Origin of the sequence: Pseudomonas sp. (assembly GCF_049300855.1) — a bacterium.
GTDB lineage: Bacteria > Pseudomonadota > Gammaproteobacteria > Pseudomonadales > Pseudomonadaceae > Aquipseudomonas.
In genome coordinates this window covers 88,289-111,328 of the sequence record NZ_JBAQKH010000012.1, presented here as the reverse complement: position 1 = coordinate 111,328, position 23,040 = coordinate 88,289, and the positions used below count along the sequence as shown (strand labels likewise).

The 23,040-nt window shown below is 60.8% G+C and carries 22 protein-coding genes; 14 read left to right on the top strand and 8 right to left on the bottom strand.

What is annotated here, in order from left to right:
* Positions 1-29: 29 nt before the first annotated feature.
* From WA225_RS03730 to gatC, 6 genes are all read right to left on the bottom strand, one after another.
* Positions 30-410, bottom strand: a complete 381-nt coding sequence (locus WA225_RS03730) for a carboxymuconolactone decarboxylase family protein (protein ID WP_422606922.1) — start codon at positions 408-410, stop codon at positions 30-32.
* The gene (locus WA225_RS03725) at positions 407-1,468 is read right to left on the bottom strand and encodes a calcium/sodium antiporter (protein ID WP_422606921.1); all 1,062 of its coding nucleotides are present in this window, start codon (positions 1,466-1,468) and stop codon (positions 407-409) included. The genes WA225_RS03730 and WA225_RS03725 overlap by 4 nt, the downstream gene beginning before the upstream one ends.
* Positions 1,469-1,514: 46 nt before the next feature.
* The gene (locus tag WA225_RS03720) at positions 1,515-1,889 is read right to left on the bottom strand and encodes a septal ring lytic transglycosylase RlpA family protein (protein WP_242205301.1); all 375 of its coding nucleotides are present in this window, start codon (positions 1,887-1,889) and stop codon (positions 1,515-1,517) included.
* Between the two features lie 145 nt (positions 1,890-2,034).
* Positions 2,035-3,480, bottom strand: a complete 1,446-nt coding sequence (gatB, locus tag WA225_RS03715) for an Asp-tRNA(Asn)/Glu-tRNA(Gln) amidotransferase subunit GatB (protein WP_150774071.1) — start codon at positions 3,478-3,480, stop codon at positions 2,035-2,037.
* A gap of 10 nt (positions 3,481-3,490) precedes the next feature.
* Positions 3,491-4,942 (bottom strand): Asp-tRNA(Asn)/Glu-tRNA(Gln) amidotransferase subunit GatA, encoded by a 1,452-nt coding sequence (gene gatA, locus WA225_RS03710; protein ID WP_422606920.1) that lies wholly within the window; start codon positions 4,940-4,942, stop codon positions 3,491-3,493.
* Between the two features lie 16 nt (positions 4,943-4,958).
* Positions 4,959-5,246 (bottom strand): Asp-tRNA(Asn)/Glu-tRNA(Gln) amidotransferase subunit GatC, encoded by a 288-nt coding sequence (gene gatC / locus WA225_RS03705; protein ID WP_007901429.1) that lies wholly within the window; start codon positions 5,244-5,246, stop codon positions 4,959-4,961.
* Positions 5,247-5,457: 211 nt separating this feature from the next.
* On the opposite strand from gatC, the gene mreB reads away from it, so the two are divergent.
* The 8 genes from mreB to tldD all read left to right on the top strand — a co-directional run bounded on the left by mreB (position 5,458) and on the right by tldD (position 16,673).
* Complete coding sequence (gene mreB / locus WA225_RS03700) at positions 5,458-6,495, top strand: rod shape-determining protein MreB (protein ID WP_002555108.1); 1,038 nt, start codon at positions 5,458-5,460, stop codon at positions 6,493-6,495.
* 141 nt (positions 6,496-6,636) lie between these two features.
* A complete protein-coding gene (gene mreC / locus WA225_RS03695; RefSeq protein ID WP_422606944.1) occupies positions 6,637-7,785 on the top strand; it encodes a rod shape-determining protein MreC in 1,149 nt (382 codons plus the stop codon).
* Positions 7,785-8,276, top strand: coding sequence for a rod shape-determining protein MreD (gene mreD / locus WA225_RS03690; RefSeq protein WP_422606919.1), 492 nt, complete (start codon positions 7,785-7,787; stop codon positions 8,274-8,276). The genes mreC and mreD overlap by 1 nt, the downstream gene beginning before the upstream one ends.
* A 37-nt stretch (positions 8,277-8,313) precedes the next feature.
* Positions 8,314-8,910: a Maf family protein gene (locus tag WA225_RS03685; RefSeq protein ID WP_422606918.1), complete on the top strand. Its 597-nt coding sequence runs from the start codon at positions 8,314-8,316 to the stop codon at positions 8,908-8,910.
* Between the two features lie 57 nt (positions 8,911-8,967).
* Positions 8,968-10,425: a ribonuclease G gene (rng, locus tag WA225_RS03680; protein ID WP_422606917.1), complete on the top strand. Its 1,458-nt coding sequence runs from the start codon at positions 8,968-8,970 to the stop codon at positions 10,423-10,425.
* 75 nt (positions 10,426-10,500) lie between these two features.
* Entirely contained in the window at positions 10,501-14,307 is a 3,807-nt protein-coding gene (locus WA225_RS03675; protein WP_422606916.1) for a YhdP family protein, read from the top strand.
* Positions 14,308-14,365: 58 nt separating this feature from the next.
* Complete coding sequence (locus WA225_RS03670; protein WP_422606915.1) at positions 14,366-15,226, top strand: carbon-nitrogen hydrolase family protein; 861 nt, start codon at positions 14,366-14,368, stop codon at positions 15,224-15,226.
* 4 nt (positions 15,227-15,230) lie between these two features.
* Positions 15,231-16,673, top strand: a complete 1,443-nt coding sequence (tldD, locus tag WA225_RS03665; RefSeq protein ID WP_016771693.1) for a metalloprotease TldD — start codon at positions 15,231-15,233, stop codon at positions 16,671-16,673.
* Between the two features lie 51 nt (positions 16,674-16,724).
* Here the strand turns inward: tldD and yjgA are convergent, their stop codons facing one another.
* Entirely contained in the window at positions 16,725-17,249 is a 525-nt protein-coding gene (gene yjgA, locus WA225_RS03660; RefSeq protein ID WP_025109468.1) for a ribosome biogenesis factor YjgA, read from the bottom strand.
* A gap of 108 nt (positions 17,250-17,357) precedes the next feature.
* Between yjgA and pmbA the strand changes: the two genes are divergently transcribed.
* The 6 genes from pmbA (at position 17,358) to WA225_RS03630 (ending at position 22,717) form a co-directional block, all read left to right on the top strand.
* A complete protein-coding gene (gene pmbA, locus WA225_RS03655; RefSeq protein WP_034154475.1) occupies positions 17,358-18,704 on the top strand; it encodes a metalloprotease PmbA in 1,347 nt (448 codons plus the stop codon).
* Positions 18,705-18,947: 243 nt separating this feature from the next.
* Positions 18,948-19,355, top strand: a complete 408-nt coding sequence (locus tag WA225_RS03650) for a FagA protein (protein WP_422606914.1) — start codon at positions 18,948-18,950, stop codon at positions 19,353-19,355.
* Positions 19,336-20,712, top strand: coding sequence for a class II fumarate hydratase (locus WA225_RS03645; protein WP_422606913.1), 1,377 nt, complete (start codon positions 19,336-19,338; stop codon positions 20,710-20,712). The genes WA225_RS03650 and WA225_RS03645 overlap by 20 nt, the downstream gene beginning before the upstream one ends.
* A gap of 27 nt (positions 20,713-20,739) precedes the next feature.
* Positions 20,740-21,180: a hypothetical protein gene (locus tag WA225_RS03640; protein WP_008085084.1), complete on the top strand. Its 441-nt coding sequence runs from the start codon at positions 20,740-20,742 to the stop codon at positions 21,178-21,180.
* Between the two features lies 1 nt (position 21,181).
* Complete coding sequence (locus WA225_RS03635; RefSeq protein WP_422606912.1) at positions 21,182-21,793, top strand: superoxide dismutase; 612 nt, start codon at positions 21,182-21,184, stop codon at positions 21,791-21,793.
* A gap of 30 nt (positions 21,794-21,823) precedes the next feature.
* Positions 21,824-22,717, top strand: coding sequence for a ZIP family metal transporter (locus WA225_RS03630; RefSeq protein ID WP_422606911.1), 894 nt, complete (start codon positions 21,824-21,826; stop codon positions 22,715-22,717).
* A 33-nt stretch (positions 22,718-22,750) separates the two neighbouring features.
* On the opposite strand, the gene WA225_RS03625 is transcribed toward WA225_RS03630, so the two are convergent.
* Positions 22,751-23,026, bottom strand: coding sequence for an HPr family phosphocarrier protein (locus tag WA225_RS03625; protein ID WP_008085079.1), 276 nt, complete (start codon positions 23,024-23,026; stop codon positions 22,751-22,753).
* Positions 23,027-23,040 lie beyond the last annotated feature (14 nt).

Genomic DNA, 23,040 nt, shown 5'->3' with positions numbered 1-23,040 from the left:
CGAGCTTGCTCGCGAAGGCGTCAGTTCAATCACACAGGCTTTTGGTAGGTATCAATCACTTCCTGCGCCGCACGAAACGCATCAATCGCCGCCGGTACGCCGGCATACACCGCGCAATGCAGCAGCGCCTCGCGAATCTCGTCCACTGTGCAGCCATTGTTCAGCGCACCGCGCACGTGGCCCTTCAACTCTTGCGGGCACTTCAACGCCGTCAGCGCCGCGAGGGTGATCAGGCTGCGGGTCTTCAGCGGCAGACCCTCACGATTCCACACGCCACCCCAGGCATGTTCATTGACGAAATCCTGCAACGGTTGAGTGAACTCGGTGGCGTTGCCCAAGGCACGATCAACGAACGCGTCACCCATTACCTGGCGACGGACTTCTACCCCGGACTGCTTCGATTCGGTCATGGCGTATCACTCTTGTGGTGTTGGCGGCGCCAGGCGCGGATCGACGTGACCAGCAGAAACGTCAACAGCGTCGGCAAAACGTAAAACAGCATCAGCCGCTCCAGCTTACCGGCCAGCGGCATGCCGGTGGTGAACGACACCACGTGCAGCCCGTAAGCCAGGTACAAACCGAGCAGCAATAAACCTTCGGCGCGGGTCACGCGGTAGCCGGAATAGAACACCGGCAGGCACAACGCGGCGACGCCGAGCATCACCGGCAGGTCGAAATCCAGTGCATTGGGCGATACCGACAGCGGTGTCGGCGCGATCAGTGCGGTCAGGCCGAGCACCCCGAGCAGGTTGAACAGGTTGGCGCCGATCACGTTGCCGACAGCAATGTCGCGTTGCCCGCGCAAAGCCGCGATCAATGAGGTTGCCAGTTCGGGCAGCGAAGTGCCGACGGCAACGACTGTGAGCCCGATCACCCGCTCGGAGAAACCCAGGTCCGTGGCGACCACGACGGCGGCGCCCAACAAGAGATGCCCGGCGAACACGAGCATCGCCAGCCCGATAATGATCATCAGCAAACTGGTGATCCACGAGGCCTGTGCAGCTTGAGGCTGTTCCGAATGGGGGCGCGCCGAGTGCCGTGACTGGCGCAACAGCAAACCCAGATACAACGCCAGTGCGCCCAACAACAGAATGCCGTCGAAGCGCCCGATCTCTTCATTCCAGGCCAGGACGAACACCAGCAGACTGGCACCGATCATCAGCGGAATATCGAGCCGCACCAGTTGCCGCGAGACGCGCAGCGGAATGATCAGCGCCGACAGGCCGAGGGTCACAAGGATGTTGAAAATGCTGCTGCCGACCACGCTGCCGACCGCGATGTCAGGGTTGTGGGCCAACGCGGCCTGCAGACTGACGGCCATTTGCGGTGCGCTGCTGCCAAGGGCGACGATGGTCAGGCCGATGATCAACGGCCGCACATGCAGGCGCGCCGCCAGACGCACCGCCGCGCGCACCATCAGTTCGGCCCCGAAGATCAGCAGGCACAGGCCGGCGAGCAATTCGATCACGCTGATCAGCGGTAAATCGGTCAGTCCGAAAATGGTCAGCGCTCCATCAGTCGTCGAGGGCCTGCACGCGAACCCGCGCGGTGCCGCTGCGCAGCATGCCGAGTTGTTCGGCGGCTTCGCGGGACACGTCGATCAGGCGCCCACGGGTGTGCGGGCCGCGGTCGTTGATGCGGACCACGACGGATTCATCGTTTTTCAGGTTGGTGACCTTCACCCGTGTGCCAAAAGGCAGCTGGCGGTGGGCGGCGGTCAGGGAATTCTGGTTGAACGGCTCGCCACTGGCGGTGCGTTTACCGTGGTGCCTGGCACCGTAGTAAGAGGCGACGCCAGTCTGGTCGTAACCGTGCGGGTCGATGGTGTCGGTGCTGGCGCAACCGGCCAGCAAGGAGAGCAGGGCGCAGGCGCCGAGCAGACGTTTCATTCAGATACTCCAAAGTGATCGTTCCCACGCTCCAGCGTGGGAATGCATCCCGTGACGCTCTGCGTCACACCGCAATGGACGCGGAGCGTCCGGGGCGGCATTCCCACGCAGAGCGTGGGAACGATCCCCGAGCGCGGGGCCAGAATCAGCCTTCGAGCTTGCTTTTCAGCAGTTCGTTCACTTGCTGCGGGTTGGCTTTGCCTTTCGATGCTTTCATCGCCTGACCCACAAAGAAGCCGAACATCTTGCCGCGTTTGGCTTCATCAGCCGCACGGTATTGTTCAACCTGCTCGGCGTTGGCCGCGAGCATTTCGTCCAGTACGGCCGAGATCGCGCCGCTGTCGGTCACTTGCTTCAGGCCACGTTTTTCGATGATCTCGTCCGCGCTGCCTTCGCCGTTGGCCATCGCTTCGAACACCACTTTGGCGATTTTGCCGGAGATGGTGTTGTCCTTGATGCGCTGCAGCATGCCGCCCAACAGTTCAGCGGAAACCGGCGACTCGTCGATGTCCAGGCCTTGCTTGTTGAGCAGGCTGCCCAACTCGACCATCACCCAGTTCGCCGCCAGTTTGGCGTCGCCGCCGATGGCTGCAACTTTCTCGAAGTAGTCGGCTTGCTCGCGGCTGGTGGCCAGCACGCTGGCGTCATAGACCGACAAACCGAACTGCTCCTGGAAGCGCTCGCGTTTCTGCGGTGGCAGTTCCGGCAGGGTGGCGCGCACCTCGCCGAGGAACGACTCTTCGATGACCACCGGCAGCAGGTCCGGATCGGGGAAGTAACGGTAGTCGTTGGCTTCCTCTTTCGAACGCATCGGACGGGTCTCGTCCTTGTTCGGATCGTACAGACGGGTCTGCTGGATCACTTTGCCGCCGTCTTCGATCAGCTCGATCTGACGCTGGATCTCGGAGTTGATCGCCTTCTCGATGAAGCGGAACGAGTTGACGTTCTTGATCTCGCAGCGCGTGCCGAACTCAACCTGGCCTTTCGGACGGATCGACACGTTGCAGTCGCAACGCAGCGAGCCTTCGGCCATGTTGCCGTCGCAGATGCCCAGGTAACGCACCAGTGCGTGGATCGCCTTGACGTAAGCCACGGCTTCCTTGGCGCTGCGCATGTCCGGCTCGGAGACGATTTCCAGCAGCGGCGTGCCGGCACGGTTCAGGTCGATGCCGGTGGCACCGTTGAACTCTTCGTGCAGGCTCTTGCCGGCGTCTTCTTCCAGGTGCGCGCGGGTGATGCCGACACGTTTGACCGTACCGTCTTCCAGGGCGATATCCAGATGGCCCTTGCCAACGATCGGCAATTCCATCTGGCTGATCTGATAGCCCTTCGGCAGGTCCGGGTAGAAGTAGTTCTTACGGGCGAACACGTTGTGCTGACCGATCTCGGCGTCAATCGCCAGACCGAACATCACCGCCATGCGCACCGCTTCCTGGTTCAGCACCGGCAGAACGCCAGGCATGCCCAGGTCGATCAGGCTGGCCTGGGTGTTCGGCTCGGAACCGAACGTGGTGGAACTACCGGAAAAGATTTTCGACCGGGTAGTGAGCTGAGTGTGAATCTCCAGCCCGATCACGACTTCCCATTGCATGTGTGTCTCCTCAGAAGCCGGTTGGGGTGCGGGTGTGCCAGTCAGTGTTGAGCTGATACTGGTGGGCAACGTTCAACAGGCGACCTTCCTGGAAATACGGCGCGAGCAACTGCACGCCAACCGGCAGACCGTCGACAAAACCGGCCGGCATCGACAGGCCCGGCAGGCCCGCGAGGTTGGCGGTGATGGTGTAGACGTCTTCCAGATAGGCAGCGACCGGGTCGCTGTTCTTGGCGCCGAGCTTCCAGGCCGGGTTTGGCGTGGTCGGGCCGAGGATGATGTCGACTTCATTAAAGGCCGCCATGAAATCGTTCTTCACCAGACGACGGATCTTCTGCGCTTTCAGGTAGTAGGCGTCGTAGTAACCGGCGGACAGCGCGTAGGCACCGACCATGATCCGGCGCTGTACTTCCGCGCCGAAGCCTTCGCCACGGGAGCGTTTGTACAGGTCGATCAGGTCTTTCGGGTGCTCGCAGCGGTGGCCGAAACGCACGCCGTCGAAACGCGACAGGTTCGAAGAGGCTTCTGCCGGCGCGATCACGTAGTACGCCGGAATCGCGTGCTGCATGTTCGGCAGGCTGATTTCCTTGATTACGGCACCGAGCTTCTGCAGCTCTTTGATGCTGTTCTGGATCAGCTCGGCGATGCGTGGGTCGAGGCCGGCGCTGAAGTATTCCTTCGGCACGCCGATGCGCAGGCCTTGCAGCGAATCGCCCAGGCTTGCGGAGTAATCCGGAACCGGCTCATCGATGCTGGTCGAGTCGTTCTGATCGAATCCGGCCATACCTTGCAACAAAATCGCGCAGTCTTCGGCCGTGCGCGCCAACGGGCCGCCCTGATCGAGGCTGGAGGCGTAAGCGATCATGCCCCAGCGCGAAACGCGACCGTAGGTCGGTTTCAGGCCGGTGAGGTTGGTGAACGCCGCCGGCTGACGGATCGAACCGCCAGTGTCGGTGGCCGTCGCCGCCGGCAACAGACGAGCGGCAACTGCTGCCGCCGAACCGCCGGACGAACCGCCCGGGACGTGTTCCAGGTTCCACGGGTTTTTCACCGCGCCGTACCAGCTCGACTCGTTGGCCGAACCCATGGCGAATTCGTCCATGTTGGTCTTGCCCAGGGTCACGGCGCCGGCAGCGGCCAGTTTCGCGACCACGGTGGCGTCGTACGGGGCTTTAAAGTTGTCGAGCATCTTCGAGCCGCAGCTGGTGCGTATGCCCTGGGTGCAGAACAGGTCTTTATGAGCGATCGGCGCGCCAAGCAGGGCGCCGCTCTCACCGTTGGCGCGGCGTGCATCGGCGGCTTTCGCCTGTTCGATGGCCAGCTCTTCGGTGAGGCTGATGAAACTGTTGAGCTGCGGATCGAGCTGGGTGATACGCGCCAGCAGGACTTTGGTCAGCTCTTCGGAGGAAAACTTTTTATCGGCGAGACCGCGGGCGATCTCGGCCAGAGTCATTTGATGCATTGCAGGCTCTTTCCCTTTAGTCGATGACTTTCGGAACCAGATACAGGCCGTTTTCGACCGCTGGTGCGATGGACTGGTAGGCCTCGCGGTGATTGGTCTCGGTCACAACGTCGGCGCGCAGGCGCTGACTGGCTTCCAGCGGGTGGGCCAGGGGCTCGATTCCGTCGGTATTAACAGCCTGCATTTCGTCGACCAGACCGAGAATGCTGTTGAGGGCGGAAGTAATGTGTGGAAGATCGGCATCATTGAGGCCAAGGCAGGCCAGATGAGCGATTTTTTCCACGTCGGAGCGTTCTAGCGCCATCGGGATTCTCCTGTGGAAAACAGAACGGACGGCGTCCGTGTGTTAGATTGTCGGAACACTACCGCACTTCTACGGTCATAAGGCCGCGATTGTGGGGCTTGGTGCACAGAAAAGCGGCCAATTTAACATATTGGCGCCTTGCCCAAAATCCCTGTCGTTGTTAGAGTTTGCCGCACTTTTTTACCCACGCGTTGCCTAGGGTCCCTTTCCCATGTTCAAGAAACTGCGTGGCATGTTTTCCAGCGATCTTTCCATTGACCTGGGCACTGCCAACACCCTTATTTACGTGCGCGAGCGCGGTATCGTCCTGAATGAGCCATCGGTTGTGGCCATTCGGACACACGGTAACCAGAAAAGTGTCGTTGCTGTCGGCACCGAAGCCAAGCGCATGCTCGGCCGTACGCCGGGCAACATTGCTGCCATTCGTCCGATGAAGGACGGCGTGATCGCCGACTTCAGCGTCTGCGAAAAGATGCTGCAATACTTTATTAACAAGGTTCACGAAAACAGCTTTCTGCAGCCTAGCCCTCGTGTGCTGATCTGCGTTCCATGCAAGTCCACCCAGGTTGAGCGTCGTGCCATCCGTGAATCGGCCCTTGGTGCCGGTGCTCGTGAAGTGTTCCTGATCGAGGAGCCAATGGCTGCTGCGATCGGTGCCGGTCTGCCGGTAGAAGAAGCGCGCGGCTCGATGGTCGTGGATATCGGTGGTGGTACCACTGAAATCGCGCTGATCTCCCTGAACGGCGTGGTCTATGCCGAATCCGTACGCGTTGGCGGCGACCGCTTCGATGAAGCGATCATCACTTATGTACGTCGTAACTACGGCAGCCTGATCGGTGAATCCACCGCTGAGCGCATCAAGCAGGAAATCGGCACGGCCTACCCGGGCGGCGAAGTTCGCGAAGTCGACGTTCGCGGTCGCAACCTGGCCGAAGGCGTTCCACGCGCATTTACCCTGAACTCCAACGAAGTGCTGGAAGCTCTGCAAGAGTCGCTGGCCACTATCGTTCAGGCTGTGAAAAGCGCCCTGGAGCAGTCGCCGCCGGAACTGGCTTCCGACATCGCCGAGCGTGGCCTGGTGCTGACCGGTGGTGGCGCGCTGCTGCGTGACCTCGACAAGTTGCTGGCGCAGGAAACCGGTCTGCCGGTGATCGTTGCCGAAGATCCGCTGACCTGTGTGGCTCGCGGCGGTGGCCGTGCATTGGAAATGATGGATAAGCACACCATGGACCTGCTCTCCAGCGAGTAAGTGCTGGGTTGCAATACGTGGGTGAGCGCGCAGGCAGCACTTTGCAGTGCTGCCTGTTGGCGTTTATCTTCTGTCAGTCTTCATCCAGGCCGGTTTGATGCCGTATGAATAAACAGAACATTTGCCTGGGAGGAGCGGCTTATTAAACCGCTTTTCGCCAAGGGCCCTTCGTTGGGCGTGCGCCTGTTGGTGCTGGCCGTGCTGTCGGTCGCGCTGATGGTGGTCGATGCCCGCTTTGATCTGCTCAAGCCTGCGCGCAAACAAGCGTCGCTGGTGTTGATGGACGCCTACTGGATCACTGACCTGCCCGGACGTCTGTGGGAAGGGATTGCCAGCCAGTTTGGCAGCCGCACCGAGCTTGTCGCCGAAAACGAAAAACTCAAGACCGAAAACCTGCTGTTGCAGGGGCGCATGCAAAAGCTTGCTGCCCTCACCGAGCAGAACGTTCGGCTGCGCGAGTTGCTCAATTCTTCTGCGCTGGTCAATGAAAAGGTCGAAGTGGCCGAATTGATCGGCATGGACCCCAATCCTTTCACGCATCGCATCATCATCAATAAAGGTGAGCGTGACGGCGTGGTGCTTGGTCAACCGGTGCTCGATGCGCGCGGACTGATGGGGCAAGTGGTCGAGTTGATGCCTTACACCTCGCGTGTATTGCTGTTGACCGACACCACGCACAGTATTCCTGTACAGGTGAACCGTAACGGTCTGCGGGCGATTGCCAGCGGCACCGGCAACCCGGAGCGCCTCGAACTGCGTCACGTCGCCGACACGGCAGACATCAAGGAAGGCGATCTGCTGGTCAGCTCCGGCCTGGGCCAGCGCTTCCCGGCGGGCTATCCGGTAGCGACGGTCAAGGAAGTCATTCACGATTCCGGTCAGCCATTCGCTATCGTGCGCGCCGTACCGACCGCTGCACTCAACCGCAGCCGCTACCTGCTGTTGGTGTTCAGCGACAATCGCACCGCCGAAGAACGTGCCAACGATGCCGCGCAGGCGCAGGAAAATCTTGATGCCTTCGGCGGCGGCCCGATTATTCCGGCCACTGTGCCGAAAACCGTGACCCCGCCTGCCGCGACGGCGGCGACGGCGGCGCCAGCCACTGCCGCGCCGGCAGTACCCGCGGTGAATGCGGCGCCGGCCAAACCGGCTGCAAGCAAACCGCCAGCGGCTGCCAAGCCACCGGCAGCGACTGCGGCGGCAAGCAAACCTCCAGCTGCCCAGCCTGCTGCGCGACCAGCGGCCAAACCGCCTGTCAGTGCGCCGGCGACAACCGGGAGACAAGAATAATGGTCGGGGCAACTGCGTCGCGAAATGGCTGGATTGTCTGGCTGACGTTTCTGTTCGGCATACTCCTCAGCGTATCGCCATTGCCAATGTTCATGGAAATCCTGCGCCCGCTTTGGCTGGCCCTGCTGCTGACATTCTGGGCGTTGTATATGCCGCACACGGTCGGCATGGTCACGGCGTTCTGCCTGGGGCTTGCCGAAGACGTGCTGCAAGGCGATCTGCTCGGCCAGAACGCCTTGATCCTGACCCTGATCACGTTCCTGGTGTTGTCATTGCAGCAACGCCTGCGGATGTTTCCGATGTGGCAGCAATGCCTGGTGATTCTGGTGATCTTTGGCCTCGCGCAACTGGTGCAGTTGTGGCTCAGCGCCTTGACCGGCAACCGTCAGCCGACGCTGGCACTGGTACTTCCGGCACTGGTCAGTGCCTTGCTCTGGCCTTGGGTCAGCTTCGCTTTGCGTGGATTACGCCGCCGCTACAAAATCAATTGATCCGGTGAAGCAAGGCACTGAACAGGGAGATGTTTTGATGAAGCCGCTTTACCTCGCCTCCGGATCGCCACGTCGACGTGAATTGCTCACGCAGATAGGCGTTCCGTTCTCCGCCATCAGCGCGGATATCGATGAAACCCCATTACCCGAAGAATCACCTTCGGCCTATGTCGAACGCCTCGCGCGCGGCAAGGCCGAGGCCGGTCGGCGCGCGCTGGTGTCTGCTCAACCGTTGTGCGTGTTGGGTGCCGACACCGCCGTGGTGCTTGACGGCAAAATTCTTGGCAAACCGGTGGACGAAGCCGATGCATGCGCCATGCTGATGATGTTGTCCGGCAAGGAGCATGAAGTGCTGACCGCCATCGCCGTGCTTGAAGGCAAGCGCTGTGAGTCGCGGGTGGTGCGCAGCCTGGTGCGGTTTCGGCCGATCAGCGTTGAAGAAGCTGCTGCCTATTGGGCCAGTGGCGAGCCGCGCGACAAGGCCGGCGGTTATGGTATTCAAGGCCTTGGTGCGGTGTTTGTCGCCGGGCTCAATGGCAGTTATTCGGCAGTGGTCGGGCTGCCTGTTTGCGAAACCGCAGAACTGTTGGGCCATTTCGGCATACCCTGTTGGCAAAACCTGAACGCGCAATGAGCGTCGTACGAACCAGATGCGGCCATTATCGTGAACATGCCTGAACGAGATCCTGCCATGAGTGAAGAGATTCTGATCAACATCACGCCGATGGAGTCGCGCGTGGCGGTGGTCGAAAACGGTGTGCTGCAAGAAGTCCATGTCGAGCGCACGCAAAAGCGCGGGATCGTCGGCAACATCTATAAAGGCAAGATTGTTCGGGTACTGCCGGGCATGCAGGCAGCGTTCGTCGATATCGGCCTGGACCGCGCCGCGTTCATTCACGCAGCAGAAATCTCCCTGCGTGAAGGGCCAGCGGTGGAAAGCATCAGTTCGCTGGTGCACGAAGGCCAGAGTCTGGTGGTGCAGGTCACCAAGGACCCGATCGGCTCCAAGGGCGCGCGATTGACCACGCAGTTGTCGATCCCCTCGCGTTACCTGGTGTACATGCCGCGCACCGCCCACGTCGGTATTTCCCTGAAAATCGAAGACGAGGCCGAGCGCGAGCGCCTCAAGCAAGTAGTCAGCGATTGCGTGGCCAAGGAAGGGATCAAAGAAGCGGGCGGCTTCATCCTGCGTACCGCCGCCGAAGGCGCTGGCGCCGATGAAATCCTCATGGACATCCGTTACCTGCGCCGCTTGTGGGATCAAATCAACGAACAAATCAAAACCATCGGCGCGCCGAGCGTGATTTACGAAGACCTCGGTCTGGCGTTGCGCACCCTGCGCGATCTGGTCAACCCGAAGATCGAGAAAATCCGCATCGACTCCCGGGAAACCTTCCAGAAAACCACGCAGTTCGTCGCTGAATTGATGCCGGAAATCGCCGATCGTCTGGAACATTACCCGGGCGAACGACCGATTTTCGATCTGTATGGCGTCGAAGACGAAATCCAGAAAGCGCTGGAACGCAAAGTGCCGTTGAAATCTGGCGGTTATCTGGTGGTCGATCCGGCGGAAGCCATGACCACCATCGATGTGAATACCGGGGCGTTCGTCGGCCATCGTAATCTTGAAGAGACCATCTTCAAGACCAATCTGGAAGCCGCCACCGCGATTGCCCGGCAGATGCGCCTGCGCAATCTCGGCGGGATCATCATCATCGACTTCATCGACATGGAAGATGAAGAGCACCAGCGCCAGGTGCTGCGTACTCTGGAGAAACAGCTGGAGCGTGACCACGCCAAGACCAACATCATCGGCATCACCGAGTTGGGCCTGGTGCAGATGACCCGCAAGCGCACCCGCGAAAGTCTCGAGCAGGTGCTCTGCGAGCCGTGCAGCAGTTGCCAGGGGCGCGGCAAATTGAAGACAGCAGAAACCATCTGTTACGAGATCTTCCGCGAGATTCTCCGCGAAGCCCGCGCCTATCAGGCCGAGGGTTATCGGGTGCTGGCGAACCAGAAAGTGGTCGATCGCCTGCTTGACGAAGAATCCGGTAACGTTGCCGAGCTTGAAGGGTTCATCGGTCGGACCATACGCTTCCAGGTGGAAACCATGTATTCCCAGGAACAATACGACGTGGTGCTGCTCTGATCACCTGCTTCACATTTATTCCACCGCGGCTGGCCTCAGCTTTTCGCAGTATTTTTGCCATGGGAGCCATCTGACATGGAGCGTCTGACACGCATTCTGGCCGCAATCACCCGTTGGGGGCTGGGCCTGTGCGCGTTGGTTCTGGTGTTGATGGCGTTGTACGTCAGCCTTGGCCGTGAGCTGACCCCGCTGGTCGCGGAATACCGCACCGACATCGAAGACAAGGCCAGCGCCGCACTGGGTATGCCTTTGCAGATCGGCGAGCTGGAGGGCAACTGGAGCGGGTTTGCACCGATCCTGCTGGCGCACGATGTGATGGTCGGCAGCGGTGCCAACGCCTTGCGTCTGGATCGGGTCCGCGCCGTCCCGGATTTATGGGCCAGCCTGCTGGCCCGCGAAGTGCGCATTGCTCATCTGGAACTCAATGGTCTGAAAATCAGCCTGAAAGAGGCCGACGACGGCAGTTGGGCACTGGAAGGCTTGCCGGTGCAGAACGATCAGCCGCTCGATGCGCAGCAGTTGTTCAACCGCTCGCAAATGATCCAGCAACTGTCGGTGCTCGACAGTCAGGTGACCCTGCAACCGCTGGATCATGCGCCACTGACGCTCACCTACGTTGGCCTCAATCTGAAAACCGGTGCCAGCCGTCAGCGCCTCGATGCGCGTCTGACCTTGCCGGATGGCCAGCCTGTTGCGCTGAGTTTGCGCACACGTATTCGCCCAGACCAATGGCAGGACAGTGTCGTGGAGGGTTATGCCAGCCTGCCGCAAAGCGACTGGTCGAAGTGGCTGCCGGAACGCTTGACCCAACAATGGAATTTTTCCGAGATCAAGGCGGGCGGCGAACTTTGGGTCAGCTGGGCCGAGGGTACCCTGCAGAGTGCCGCTGTTCGCTTGAACGCACCGCAACTGACGGGTGCTTACGCGGACCGCAAGCCGATCCAGATCAACAATCTGGCGGTTAACGCCTACTACCAGAACAGCGCCGAGGGGGCGATCCTTACGCTCGATTCGCTGGCGATGAGTTTCGGCGAAAACCGTTGGGATTCACATATACAGCTGAAGCAGATGCGCGCGACCGACAAGGTCGAAGAACTCTGGCACTTGCAGGCGGATCGTCTCGATCTGACCCCGATCACTCCACTGCTGAATGCCTTGGGGCCGCTGCCGCAAGGATTCGCCACGGCCGTTGATCATTTGAAAGTCACCGGTGGTCTGCGCAACGTGCTGCTGGATTTTCGCCCCAACGCCACCGATGGCAACAAATTCAGTTTCGCGACCAATCTGGACAATGTCGGTTTCGACGCCTACCACGGTGCGCCGGCGGCACGAAATGTCAGCGGCAGCCTCAGCGGCAACCTCGACGGCGGCGAGCTGCGCATGGACAGCAAGGATTTCGTCCTGCACCTCGACCCGATCTTCGCCAAGCCATGGCAATACATTCAAGCCAACGCGCGCCTGACCTGGAAACTCGATAAGGACGGCTTCACCCTGATCGCGCCCTACCTGAAGGTGCTGGGCGAAGAGGGCAAGATTGCCGGCGACTTCCTGATTCGCCTGCACTTTGATCACAGCCAGGAAGACTACATGGACCTTCGGGTCGGTCTGGTCGATGGCGACGGTCGTTATACGGCCAAATACCTGCCAGAGGTCTTGAGTCCGGCGCTCGACGAGTGGCTGCGCACGGCAATTCTCAAAGGTGCGGTCGACCAGGGCTTCTTCCAGTATCAGGGCTCGCTGAACAAGAATGCCGGTGAGGCCGATCGCAGCATCAGTCTGTTCTTCAAGGTGCATGACGCTGAGCTCGCGTTCCAGCCTGGCTGGCCGCATGTGAGCAAGGTCAGTGGCGACGTGTTTATCGAAGACAGTGGTGTGCGGATCGTGGCCGACAAGGGTCAGTTGCTCGACACGCAGGTCAGCGATGTCTTCGTCAATATTCCCCACGTACCGGCCGGGCAACACACGCACATGTATCTCGATGGCGGCTTTGCTGGCGGTCTCGGCGATGGCCTGAAAATTCTTCAGGACGCCCCGATCGGTACCGGTGAAACCTTCGCCGGCTGGGAAGGTGCGGGCGACCTGCAGGGCAAGCTCAAACTGGACATCCCGCTGGACAAGGGCGGCGACCTGCCGAAGATTCTGGTCGATTTCAAAACCGCCAATGCACGCCTGAAACTCGCCGAGCCGAAGCTTGAGCTGACGCAACTCAAAGGTGATTTCCGCTTCGACAGTGCCAAAGGGCTAAGCGGCCAGAACATCGCGGCGCGCGCCTTCGACAAACCGGTCACGGCGCAGATTTTCGCCGACGGCAGCCCCAACAAACTCAAGACTCGGGTGGCGGCATCCGGGCAGGTCGAAGTGAAGAAACTCACCGACTGGCTGGGCGTGACGCAACCATTGCCGGTATCCGGAACCATTCCTTACCAGTTGCAGTTGAATCTGGACGGCGCCGACAGCCAGTTGATGGTCAGCTCCAACATGAAAGGCGTGGCGGTGGATCTGCCGGCGCCGTTCGGCATGGCGGCGGATGTCGGTCGCGATACGGTGTTCCGCATGACCCTGCAAGGGCAGGAGCGGCGCTACTGGGTCAATTACGATCAACTGGCGAATTTCACCTTTGCCGCACCACCGACAAATTTCGCCGATGGCCGTGGCGAGTTGTTCCTCGGTGCTGGCGAAGCGGTGCTGCCCGGCGCCAAAGGCTTGCGGATTCGCGGGGTGCTCTCGGAGCTGGACGTGGCGCCGTGGCAGGATCTGGTCAGCAAATACGCAGGGCAGGATCCGGGCGGCAGCGCCAAGCAACTGTTGAACAGTGCTGATTTCAAGGTCGGCAAACTCACGGCGCTCGGCACCACGCTGGATCAGGCCTCGGTTCAGGTCAATCGCAAACCGGGTGCGTGGAATCTGGCACTCGACAGCCAACAGGCCAAAGGCACCGCCAGCCTGCCGGACGCCAAAAGCACACCCATTGCAGTGAATCTGCAATACGTCAAACTGCCAGCCCCCGACCCGTCGGTGCAGGCGGACGAGAATTCGCCTGATCCATTGGTTTCGGTTGATCCAACGAAAATCCCGGCGCTGGATATCACCATCAATCAACTGTTCCTCGGCCCGGATCTGGTCGGCGGCTGGTCGCTCAAGGTCCGCCCGACGGCCAAAGGCATCGCCCTGAATAACCTCGACATGGGCCTCAAGGGCATCCTGTTGCAGGGCAATGGCGGTTGGGAAGGCGCGCCGGGCGCGACCAACAGTTGGTTCAAGGGGCGCATTGGCGGCAAGAACCTCGCGGATGTGCTCAAGGGCTGGGGCTTTGCGCCAAGCGTGACCAGTGAAGAATTCCATATGGACGTCGATGGCCGCTGGCCGGGTTCGCCGGCGTGGCTGGCGACCAAGCGCTTCTCCGGCACGCTCGATGCGTCGCTGAACAAAGGCCAGTTCGTTGAAGTGGAAGGCGGCGCGCAGGCGCTGCGGGTGTTTGGTCTGCTCAACTTCAATTCCATTGGCCGGCGTTTGCGTCTGGATTTCTCCGACCTGTTCGGCAAAGGCTTGAGCTATGACCGGGTCAAAGGTTTGCTGGTCGCCACCAACGGCGTCTACGTCACCCGTGAGCCGATCCGGTTGACGGGCCCCTCGAGCAATCTTGAGCTGAATGGCACGCTGGATCTGGTCGGCGATCAGGTCGACGCCAAGTTGCTGGTGACGTTGCCGGTGACCAACAACCTGCCGATCGCCGCGCTGATCGTCGGTGCGCCGGCAGTGGGTGGCGCACTGTTCCTGATCGACAAGCTCATCGGCGACCGTGTGGCGCGCTTTGCCAGTGTCAAATACACCGTCAAAGGCCCATGGAAAGAGCCGAAAATCACCTTCGACAAGCCTTTTTGACCAGCCAGCCCCTGAGCCGATGGAGTAGCATGGCCGCATACCTCTTGCGGAGTTCGCCATGTCTTTAGCGGTGATTCAAATGGTCAGCCAGAGCGACGTGCTGGCCAATCTGGCTCAGGCCCGGCGCCTGCTCGAGCAGGCTGCAACCGGCGGCGCGAAACTGGCGGTGCTGCCGGAAAACTTCGCCGCCATGGGCCGTCGGGACATCGCCGACATCGGCCGTGCCGAAGCGCTGGGCGAAGGGCCGATCCTGCCGTGGTTGAAACAGACCGCCCGCGACCTCAAGTTATGGATAGTGGCCGGCACTTTGCCGTTGCCGCCGGTGGATCAACCGACGGCCAAGGCCAATGCCTGTTCGCTACTGGTCAATGATCAGGGCGAAACCGTTGCCCGCTATGACAAGTTGCATCTGTTCGATGTCGATGTGGCGGACAATCGCGGGCGTTATCGTGAATCCGATGACTATGCTTATGGCAGTGGCGTCGTGGTTGCCGACACACCGGTAGGCAAACTCGGTCTGAGCGTGTGTTACGACTTGCGCTTTCCGGAGCTGTACAGCGAATTGCGCGCCGCCGGTGCCGAGTTGATTAGCGCCCCGTCGGCCTTTACCGCGGTGACCGGTGCCGCACATTGGGATGTGCTGATTCGGGCACGGGCCATCGAAACACAGTGTTATGTGCTGGCCGCAGCGCAGGGTGGAACCCACCCGGGACCGCGAGAAACCTTCGGTCATGCGGCGATTATCGATCCATGGGGCCGCGTGCTGGCGAGCCAGGATCAAGGCGAAGCGGTGTTGTTGGCCGAACGCGACAGTATTGAACAAGCGTCCATCAGGACGCGGATGCCGGTGGTGAGCCATCGGCGGTTTTTCTCGCAGGGCGCACAGCGGCCTGCTTCAGAACACGAATTTAAGGCGTAAACCTATGAGCGAGTTGTTGTCCTCAGTCAGTGATCACCTGTTGGCGCCCGGCGGCGTGACGATCGAGAGCCTGCAAGGCGTGCTCGGCGATCTGGCCGGTCCTGGCATCGATGCGGCCGACCTGTATTTCCAGGGCCAGATCTCCGAGTCGTGGGCGCTGGAAGACGGCATCGTCAAGGAAGGCAGCTTCAACCTCGACCAAGGTGTTGGCGTGCGTGCGCAGTCCGGTGAGAAAACCGGTTTTGCCTACAGCAACGCGATCACCCTCGAAGCCCTCGGTGCCGCCGCCCGTGCCGCGCGTTCGATTTCCCGAGCCGGGCAGAACGGCACGGTGCAGGCGTTCACCTCTCAGGATGTTGCGCAGTTGTACGCCCCGGATAACCCGTTGGAAGTGCTGAGTCGTGCCGAGAAAGTCGAACTGCTCAAGCGCATTGATGTGGCTACCCGTGCGCTCGACCCGCGCATTCAGCAGGTCAGCGTGAGCATGGCTGGCGTCTGGGAGCGGATTCTGGTGGCTTCGACCGACGGCGGGCTGGCGGCGGATGTGCGTCCGCTGGTGCGCTTTAACGTCAGTGTGATCGTCGAGCAGAATGGCCGTCGCGAGCGCGGCGGGCATGGCGGCGGCGGGCGTACCGACTATCGTTATTTCCTCGCCGAGGACCGCGCCATGGGCTATGCCCGTGAGGCGCTGCGTCAGGCGCTGGTGAATCTGGAAGCGATTCCGGCGCCGGCCGGTACGTTGCCGGTGGTGTTAGGTTCGGGTTGGTCCGGCGTGCTGTTGCACGAAGCGGTCGGCCACGGCCTGGAAGGCGATTTCAACCGCAAGGGCAGTTCGGCCTATAGCGGACGCATGGGCGAAATGGTTGCCTCCAAGCTGTGCACCATCGTCGATGACGGCACTTTGAGCGGCCGTCGCGGTTCGCTGAGCGTCGACGATGAAGGCACGCCGACCGAGTGCACCACGCTGATCGAAAACGGCGTACTCAAAGGCTACATGCAGGACAAGCTCAATGCGCGTCTGATGGGCGTGGCCCGCACCGGTAACGGTCGTCGTGAATCCTACGCGCATCTGCCGATGCCACGCATGACCAACACCTACATGCTCGGTGGCGAAAGCGATCCGGCAGAAATCATCGCCTCGGTGAAGAAGGGCATCTACTGCGCCAACCTCGGTGGCGGTCAGGTCGACATCACCAGCGGCAAGTTTGTGTTCTCCACCAGCGAAGCCTACTTGATCGAAGATGGCAAGATCACCGCGCCGGTCAAAGGCGCGACATTGATCGGCAACGGCCCTGAGGCGATGAGCCGGGTGTCGATGGTCGGTAACGATCTGGCGCTGGACAGCGGCGTGGGCACGTGCGGCAAGGATGGGCAATCGGTGCCGGTAGGCGTGGGTCAGCCGACGCTGAAAATCGATGCGATCACCGTGGGTGGCACGGGCGCTTAAGAAGAGGTGGAGCTTCGGGTGGCGCGCATGGCGGCCACCCGGTGGCGAATATCAACGCAGACCGCGTTGGGTATCGTCCAGCTCACGGATGTACTTGAAGATTTTACGGCTGGACGCAGGAGGTTTGTTTTGCGCAACCTCGTGCTGAGCCTGACGGATCAGGGAACGCAATTGCTGGCGATCGGCGTCCGGGTACTCGACGACGAATTTCTCCAGCACGGCATCATCGCCAGCGATCAGGCGATCACGCCAGCGTTCCAGGTTATGGAAGCGCTCGTTGTACTGACGAGTCGAGGCATCGAGTTGATCGAGCAGCGTCAGAATCGCGTCAGTGTCCTGATCGCGCATCAGCTTGCCGATGAACTGCAGGTGCCGTTTACGCGCGATGTTCGCGGTGTGCTTGGGCGCATCGGCCAGTGCCCGGCGCAAAGCGTCGGTCAACGGCAGTTTTGCCTGCAAGTCGGGCTTGAGTGTTGTAAGGCGCTCGCCAAGGTCAACCAGAGCATGCAGCTCGCGTTTGACCTGAGATTTGCTTTTTTCTCCCGTATCGAGGGAGTCGTCGTAAGAATCAACCATGGTGGCAGTCCGCAAAGAAACGCCGCCATGATAACCAGTCGGGGGCCGCTTGTCCGGCCCGGTCGCTCGATGACCTTAGCCGAAAGCAGAATTTGAGTGGAGATGAGCATGAGTGCAGTTCAAAGCGTCGGCCCGCAGGCATTGCCGGCACTGCAGGAACAAGTCGAGCAGATCATCGCCGAAGCCAAGCGTCAGGGCGCCAGTGCCTGCGAAGTTGCGGTGTCGCTGGAGCAGGGGCTGTCGACTTCGGTGCGCCAGCGCGAAGTCGAAACGGTCGAATTCAACCGCGATCAGGGTTTTGGTATCACGCTGTACGTCGGTCAGCGCAAAGGCTCGGCCAGCACCTCGGCGACCGGCCCGGATGCAATTCGCGAAACCGTCGCTGCGGCCCTGGCCATCGCTAAGCACACTTCAGAAGACGAGGCCTCGGGTCTGGCCGATGCGGCGTTGATGGCCAAGGAACAGCACGATTTTGACCTGTTCCACGAGTGGGACATTACACCGGAGCAAGCGATCGAGAAGGCCTTGCTCTGTGAAGCAGCGGCGTTCGACGCCGATGCGCGGATCAAGAACGCCGACGGCACCACCCTCAGCACCCATCAGGGCTGCCGGGTTTACGGCAACAGCCACGGTTTCATTGGTGGCTATGCATCGACCCGCCACAGCCTGAGCTGCGTGATGATCGCCGAGGCCGATGGCCAGATGCAGCGCGATTACTGGTACGACGTGAGCCGTCAGGGCGAATTGCTGGCCGATCCGGTGAGCATCGGTCAGCGTGCCGCGCAACGGGCGGCGAGCCGCTTGGGCGCGCGCCCGGTACCGACCTGCGAAGTACCGGTGCTGTTTTCGGCGGAACTGGCCGGCGGCTTGTTCGGCAGCTTCCTCTCGGCGGTCTCCGGCGGCAGCCTGTATCGCAAATCGTCGTTCCTCGAAGGCACTTTGGGGCAGAAGCTGTTCCCGGAATGGTTGACCATTGATGAGCGCCCACACCTGATGCGCGCGATGGGCAGTGCTTCGTATGACGGTGATGGTCTGGCAACGTATGCCAAACCGTTCGTCGAAAAGGGTGAGTTGGTGTCGTACATCCTTGGCACGTATTCCGGGCGCAAGCTCGGTATGCCGAGCACCGCGAACGCCGGCGGCGTGCACAACCTTTTCGTCACCCATGGCGATGAAGACCAGGCGGCACTGTTGAAGCGCATGGGCCGTGGCTTGTTGGTCACCGAATTGATGGGGCACGGCTTGAACATGGTCACTGGCGACTATTCGCGCGGGGCGGCAGGCTTCTGGGTCGAGAACGGTGAAATCCAGTTCGCGGTGCAGGAAGTGACCATCGCCGGCAACATGCGCGACATGTTCAAGCAGATCGTTGCCGTGGGTAACGATCTGGAACTGCGCAGCAACATTCGCACCGGTTCGGTGTTGATCGAGCGAATGACCGTCGCAGGCAGCTAAGGCCCGGTCGTCACAGAAAAAGGCGCGCCATCCTCCCGGATGGCGCGCCTTTTTCATGTCTGGCAAAAATTTCCTGTGGGAGCGAGCTTGCTCGCGAATGCGTTGCGTCAGTCAGAGATGTTGTTACTGAAAGTCCGTATTCGCGAGCAAGCTCGCTCCCACAGGGCGTGTGCATACCCTGGGCTTGTTTTAGTTCTCATTATCATCTAATAATAAATCTCATTATCGGATGAGCCCCGGATCATGAGTTCTGCCTTGCACGAGCAGCCCTACCTCGAAAGCTGGCGCTGGATGAGTCGTCAGATCCGTTGCGCGATGGATCCTGACGAACCGCGCCTGATCGAACATTACCTGGCCGAAGGCCGGTATCTGGCCTGTTGTACGGCAACCTCTCCCTGGACGATCGCCGAAACCTCCTTCCGTCTGCTGCTCGACACGGCCACCGACATCGCGCTGCCGTGGCACTGGCGCAGCTTGTGTCTCGATCAAGCCTGGCGCCCGCTGCGTGAAATGGAGCGCCTCTCTCTGTGTAATTGTCGGCTCAAACGCTGGCAGCGCTACACCTGGCAGCTCGCCACCTGCGACCTGCTTCCCTCGATTCCTCTTATTGAACTGGTGCAAGGATTTTCAGATGACCAAGACACGTATTGAGCGCGACAGCATGGGCGAACTGCAGGTGCCGGTGGACGCTCTCTACGGCGCGCAAACCCAGCGCGCAGTGGATAACTTCCCGATCAGTGGCAAACCGATGCCAACGCAATTCATTCGCGCCCTGATCCTCGCCAAAGCGGCGGCGGCTCGCGCCAACGTCGAACTCAACCAGATCAGCGCTGCGCAGGGCAAAGCCATCAGCGACGCCGCACAAGGGCTGCTCGAAGGCGACTTCATGCAGCATTTTCCGGTGGATATCTTCCAGACCGGTTCCGGCACCAGTTCCAACATGAACGCCAATGAAGTGATTGCCACTTTGGCCAGCCGTCTGCTCGGCGAAGCGGTCAACGCCAACGATCACGTCAACTGCGGCCAGAGCAGCAACGACATCATCCCGACCACCATTCACGTCAGCGCCGCGCTGGCCTTGCACGAGCACCTGTTGCCGGCGCTGTTGCACCTGGTGCAAGTGATCGAGCAAAAAGCTGCGCACGTGCATCACCACGTCAAAACCGGTCGCACGCATTTGATGGACGCGATGCCGGTGCGCATGAGCCAGGTGCTCAATGGCTGGGCGCAGCAGCTCAAGGCCAACATCAGTCATCTGCAGGACTTGCTGCCGAGCCTGCAAGCCCTCGCGCAGGGCGGCACGGCGGTCGGTACCGGGATCAACGCGCACCCTGAGTTCGCCGCACGATTCAGCCGCCAGTTGAGCCAACTGACCGACGTGCAGTTCACGCCGGGCAAGGATCTGTTCGCGCTGATCGGCTCGCAGGACACGGCCGTCGCCGTCTCTGGCCAGCTCAAAGCCACCGCTGTGTCGCTGATGAAAATCGCCAACGACTTGCGCTGGATGAACTCCGGTCCGCTCGCCGGCCTCGGCGAAATCGAACTGGAAGCCTTGCAACCGGGCTCGTCGATCATGCCGGGCAAGGTCAACCCGGTGATCCCGGAAGCCACCGCCATGGTGGCCGCGCAAGTGATCGGCAACGACTCGGTGATCACCATTGCCGGCCAGTCGGGCAACTTCGAACTGAACGTGATGCTGCCGATCATCGCGCAGAACCTGCTGAGCAGCATCGAGTTGCTGGCCAATTCCAGCCGCCTGCTCGGCGACAAAGCCATCGCCAGCTTCAAGGTCAACGAGTCGCGCCTGAAAGAAGCGTTGTCGCGCAACCCGATTCTGGTCACCGCACTCAACCCGATCATCGGTTACCAGAAAGCCGCCGAAATCGCCAAGCAGGCCTACAAGGAAGGCCGTGCGGTGATCGACGTCGCCCTGGAACACACCGAGCTGTCGCGCAGCCAACTGGAAGAGTTACTCAATCCCGAGAAACTCACCGCCGGCGGCGTGTAAACCCCGCAACCGCTTTGGAGGCTCACCATGGAGCACTGGAAACGCACGATCGAACGGGCCAATCGCTGCTTCATGCTCGGCGAATTGATCGACGCCCGTGAGGCTTACCTGCAAGCCCTGGCCTTGGCGCAAGTGTTGTACGAGCGCTGGGCAGATGCTGACGAAGCGGTGGCGGCCTGCGTCATCTCCCACCACAACCTCGCGGATTTGCACCTGCGCCTGAATCAGCCGGAGGAGAGCGCCGAATACCTTTGCGCGATCCACCAGCGGCTGTTGCAGACCATGCAGGACGAGCGCCTGCGCCCGGCGCTGCGGGAAGCGGCGCTGCGCCAGAGCAGCAAGACCTACGTCGAGCTGCTGAATTTCATCAGCGAACACGGCGAATACCCGCGCACTCAGCGTCTGCTGCACCCCGATACCGGCAATGCGCGCCGCGCGCCTGCCCCACATCACCATGGAGTCCATTGAAATGGCTTTTACCCTGCCTGCCTTGCCTTACGCCTACGATGCCCTGGAACCGCACATCGATGCGCAGACCATGGAGATTCACTACACCAAACATCACCAGACCTACATCAACAACCTCAACGCCGCCGTAGAAGGCACTGAGTACGCTGAATGGCCGGTGGAAAAACTCGTCGCCAGCGTCAAGGCGCTGCCGGAAAAGCTCCGCGCGGCGGTGATCAATCAGGGTGGCGGTCACGCCAACCACTCGCTGTTCTGGGAAGTGATGGTGCCAGGCGGTGGCGGCAAACCGGATGGCGCGCTGGCCAAGGCAATTGATGAGCAACTGGGCGGCCTCGACAGTTTCAAGGAAGCCTTCACCAAAGCCGCACTGACTCGCTTCGGCAGCGGCTGGGCCTGGCTCAGCGTGACCCCGCAGAAGAAGCTGATCGTGGAAAGCAGCGGCAACCAGGACAGCCCGTTGATGAACGGCAATACGCCGATTCTCGGTCTCGACGTCTGGGAGCACGCCTACTACCTGCGCTATCAGAACCGCCGCCCGGAATACATCAACGCGTTCTACAACGTGATCAATTGGCCTGAAGTTGCTGCGCGCTATCAGGCCGCACTGGTTTAAGTCTTCTATAAAAACAATCCAAGGCTGACTATGGGCACTGAAACACTGGCGATCGGAAGTGGGCGTATGTTTCGTTACGCAGTGGGATCGCTATTGCTGTTGGCGGGCATGACGTTGCTGGTTGCCCACGGACTGGAATGGCTGAATCTGCAACCGAGAATGTCGCGGGCGTTGCAGGGCGGCGCGATCTGCGCCCTCGGCACGGCGCTTGGCGCTGTCCCGGTGTTGGTGATTCGGCACATGCCGCAAGCGCTCAGCGATACGTTGCTGGGGTTTGGCGCGGGGGTGATGCTGGCGGCGACGGCGTTTTCGCTGATCGTGCCGGGCATCGCTGCCGCCGAAAGCCTGGGCCTGACAGCGTGGGCATCCAGTGGCCTGATTTGCTTCGGCATCATGCTCGGAGCATTCGGGCTGTATCTGGTCGATCGTCAGTTGTCCGCAGCCACGCCGGAAATGCTCGTGGGCACGCCCGAGCATCCGGTGATTGCGCCGCGAATCTGGCTGTTCGTCTTTGCCATCATTGCCCATAACATCCCGGAAGGCATGGCTGTCGGCGTGTCTGCCGGCGGTGGCATGCCGGATGCGGACAGTCTGGCCATGGGCATCGCACTGCAGGATGTGCCGGAAGGTCTGGTGATTGCCTTGGTATTGGCCGGGGCAGGGATGTCGCGGGTCAAGGCGTTCCTGATCGGTGCGGCATCAGGTCTGGTCGAGCCGGTGTTTGCGCTGGTGTGTGCCTGGCTGGTCAGTCTGGCGCAGGTATTGTTGCCATTGGGACTGGCACTGGCGGCGGGGGCGATGTTGCTGGTGGTGACTCACGAGGTCATCCCGGAATCACGACGTCACGGTCACGACAAGCTGGCCAGCCTTGGCCTGTTGATCGGGTTTTGTCTGATGATGGTGATGGATACAGCGTTGGGTTAAAGGGGGGAGGGAGCAAGCTCCCTCACCGGCGGATCAACCGCCCTCGTCGAAATAGTTGTTGATCAACGCCACCAGCGCATCCAGCGCTTCCTGTTCCTGATGCCCTTCAGTGCTCAGATAGATCTTGGTGCCCTTGCCTGCCGCGAGCATCATCATCGCCATGATGCTTTTGCCATCGACGGTAGTTTCCGGCGTGCGACCCACTCTGATCGTGCAATCCGGATACTGCCCGGCCACGCCAACGAACTTGGCCGACGCACGGGCATGCAGGCCCAGTTTGTTGATGATTTCGATTTCCAGAGCAGGCATCGCGGTGTGAATCC

Excerpts from the sequence above, each read along its gene's own strand:
- rng (WP_422606917.1), top strand. The coding sequence starts at position 8,968 with ATGAGTGAAGAGATTCTGATCAACATCACGCCGATGGAGTCGCGCGTG.
- yjgA (WP_025109468.1), bottom strand. The coding sequence starts at position 17,249 with ATGGTTGATTCTTACGACGACTCCCTCGATACGGGAGAAAAAAGCAAA.
- WA225_RS03635 (WP_422606912.1), top strand. The coding sequence starts at position 21,182 with ATGGCTTTTACCCTGCCTGCCTTGCCTTACGCCTACGATGCCCTGGAA.
- WA225_RS03730 (WP_422606922.1), bottom strand. The coding sequence starts at position 410 with ATGACCGAATCGAAGCAGTCCGGGGTAGAAGTCCGTCGCCAGGTAATG.
- WA225_RS03685 (WP_422606918.1), top strand. The coding sequence starts at position 8,314 with ATGAAGCCGCTTTACCTCGCCTCCGGATCGCCACGTCGACGTGAATTG.
- WA225_RS03625 (WP_008085079.1), bottom strand. The coding sequence starts at position 23,026 with ATGCCTGCTCTGGAAATCGAAATCATCAACAAACTGGGCCTGCATGCC.
- WA225_RS03630 (WP_422606911.1), top strand. The coding sequence starts at position 21,824 with ATGGGCACTGAAACACTGGCGATCGGAAGTGGGCGTATGTTTCGTTAC.
- WA225_RS03645 (WP_422606913.1), top strand. The coding sequence starts at position 19,336 with ATGACCAAGACACGTATTGAGCGCGACAGCATGGGCGAACTGCAGGTG.
- mreD (WP_422606919.1), top strand. The coding sequence starts at position 7,785 with ATGGTCGGGGCAACTGCGTCGCGAAATGGCTGGATTGTCTGGCTGACG.
- gatB (WP_150774071.1), bottom strand. The coding sequence starts at position 3,480 with ATGCAATGGGAAGTCGTGATCGGGCTGGAGATTCACACTCAGCTCACT.
- gatC (WP_007901429.1), bottom strand. The coding sequence starts at position 5,246 with ATGGCGCTAGAACGCTCCGACGTGGAAAAAATCGCTCATCTGGCCTGC.
- tldD (WP_016771693.1), top strand. The coding sequence starts at position 15,231 with ATGAGCGAGTTGTTGTCCTCAGTCAGTGATCACCTGTTGGCGCCCGGC.
- WA225_RS03720 (WP_242205301.1), bottom strand. The coding sequence starts at position 1,889 with ATGAAACGTCTGCTCGGCGCCTGCGCCCTGCTCTCCTTGCTGGCCGGT.
- WA225_RS03640 (WP_008085084.1), top strand. The coding sequence starts at position 20,740 with ATGGAGCACTGGAAACGCACGATCGAACGGGCCAATCGCTGCTTCATG.
- pmbA (WP_034154475.1), top strand. The coding sequence starts at position 17,358 with ATGAGTGCAGTTCAAAGCGTCGGCCCGCAGGCATTGCCGGCACTGCAG.
- gatA (WP_422606920.1), bottom strand. The coding sequence starts at position 4,942 with ATGCATCAAATGACTCTGGCCGAGATCGCCCGCGGTCTCGCCGATAAA.
- WA225_RS03670 (WP_422606915.1), top strand. The coding sequence starts at position 14,366 with ATGTCTTTAGCGGTGATTCAAATGGTCAGCCAGAGCGACGTGCTGGCC.
- WA225_RS03675 (WP_422606916.1), top strand. The coding sequence starts at position 10,501 with ATGGAGCGTCTGACACGCATTCTGGCCGCAATCACCCGTTGGGGGCTG.
- WA225_RS03650 (WP_422606914.1), top strand. The coding sequence starts at position 18,948 with ATGAGTTCTGCCTTGCACGAGCAGCCCTACCTCGAAAGCTGGCGCTGG.
- mreB (WP_002555108.1), top strand. The coding sequence starts at position 5,458 with ATGTTCAAGAAACTGCGTGGCATGTTTTCCAGCGATCTTTCCATTGAC.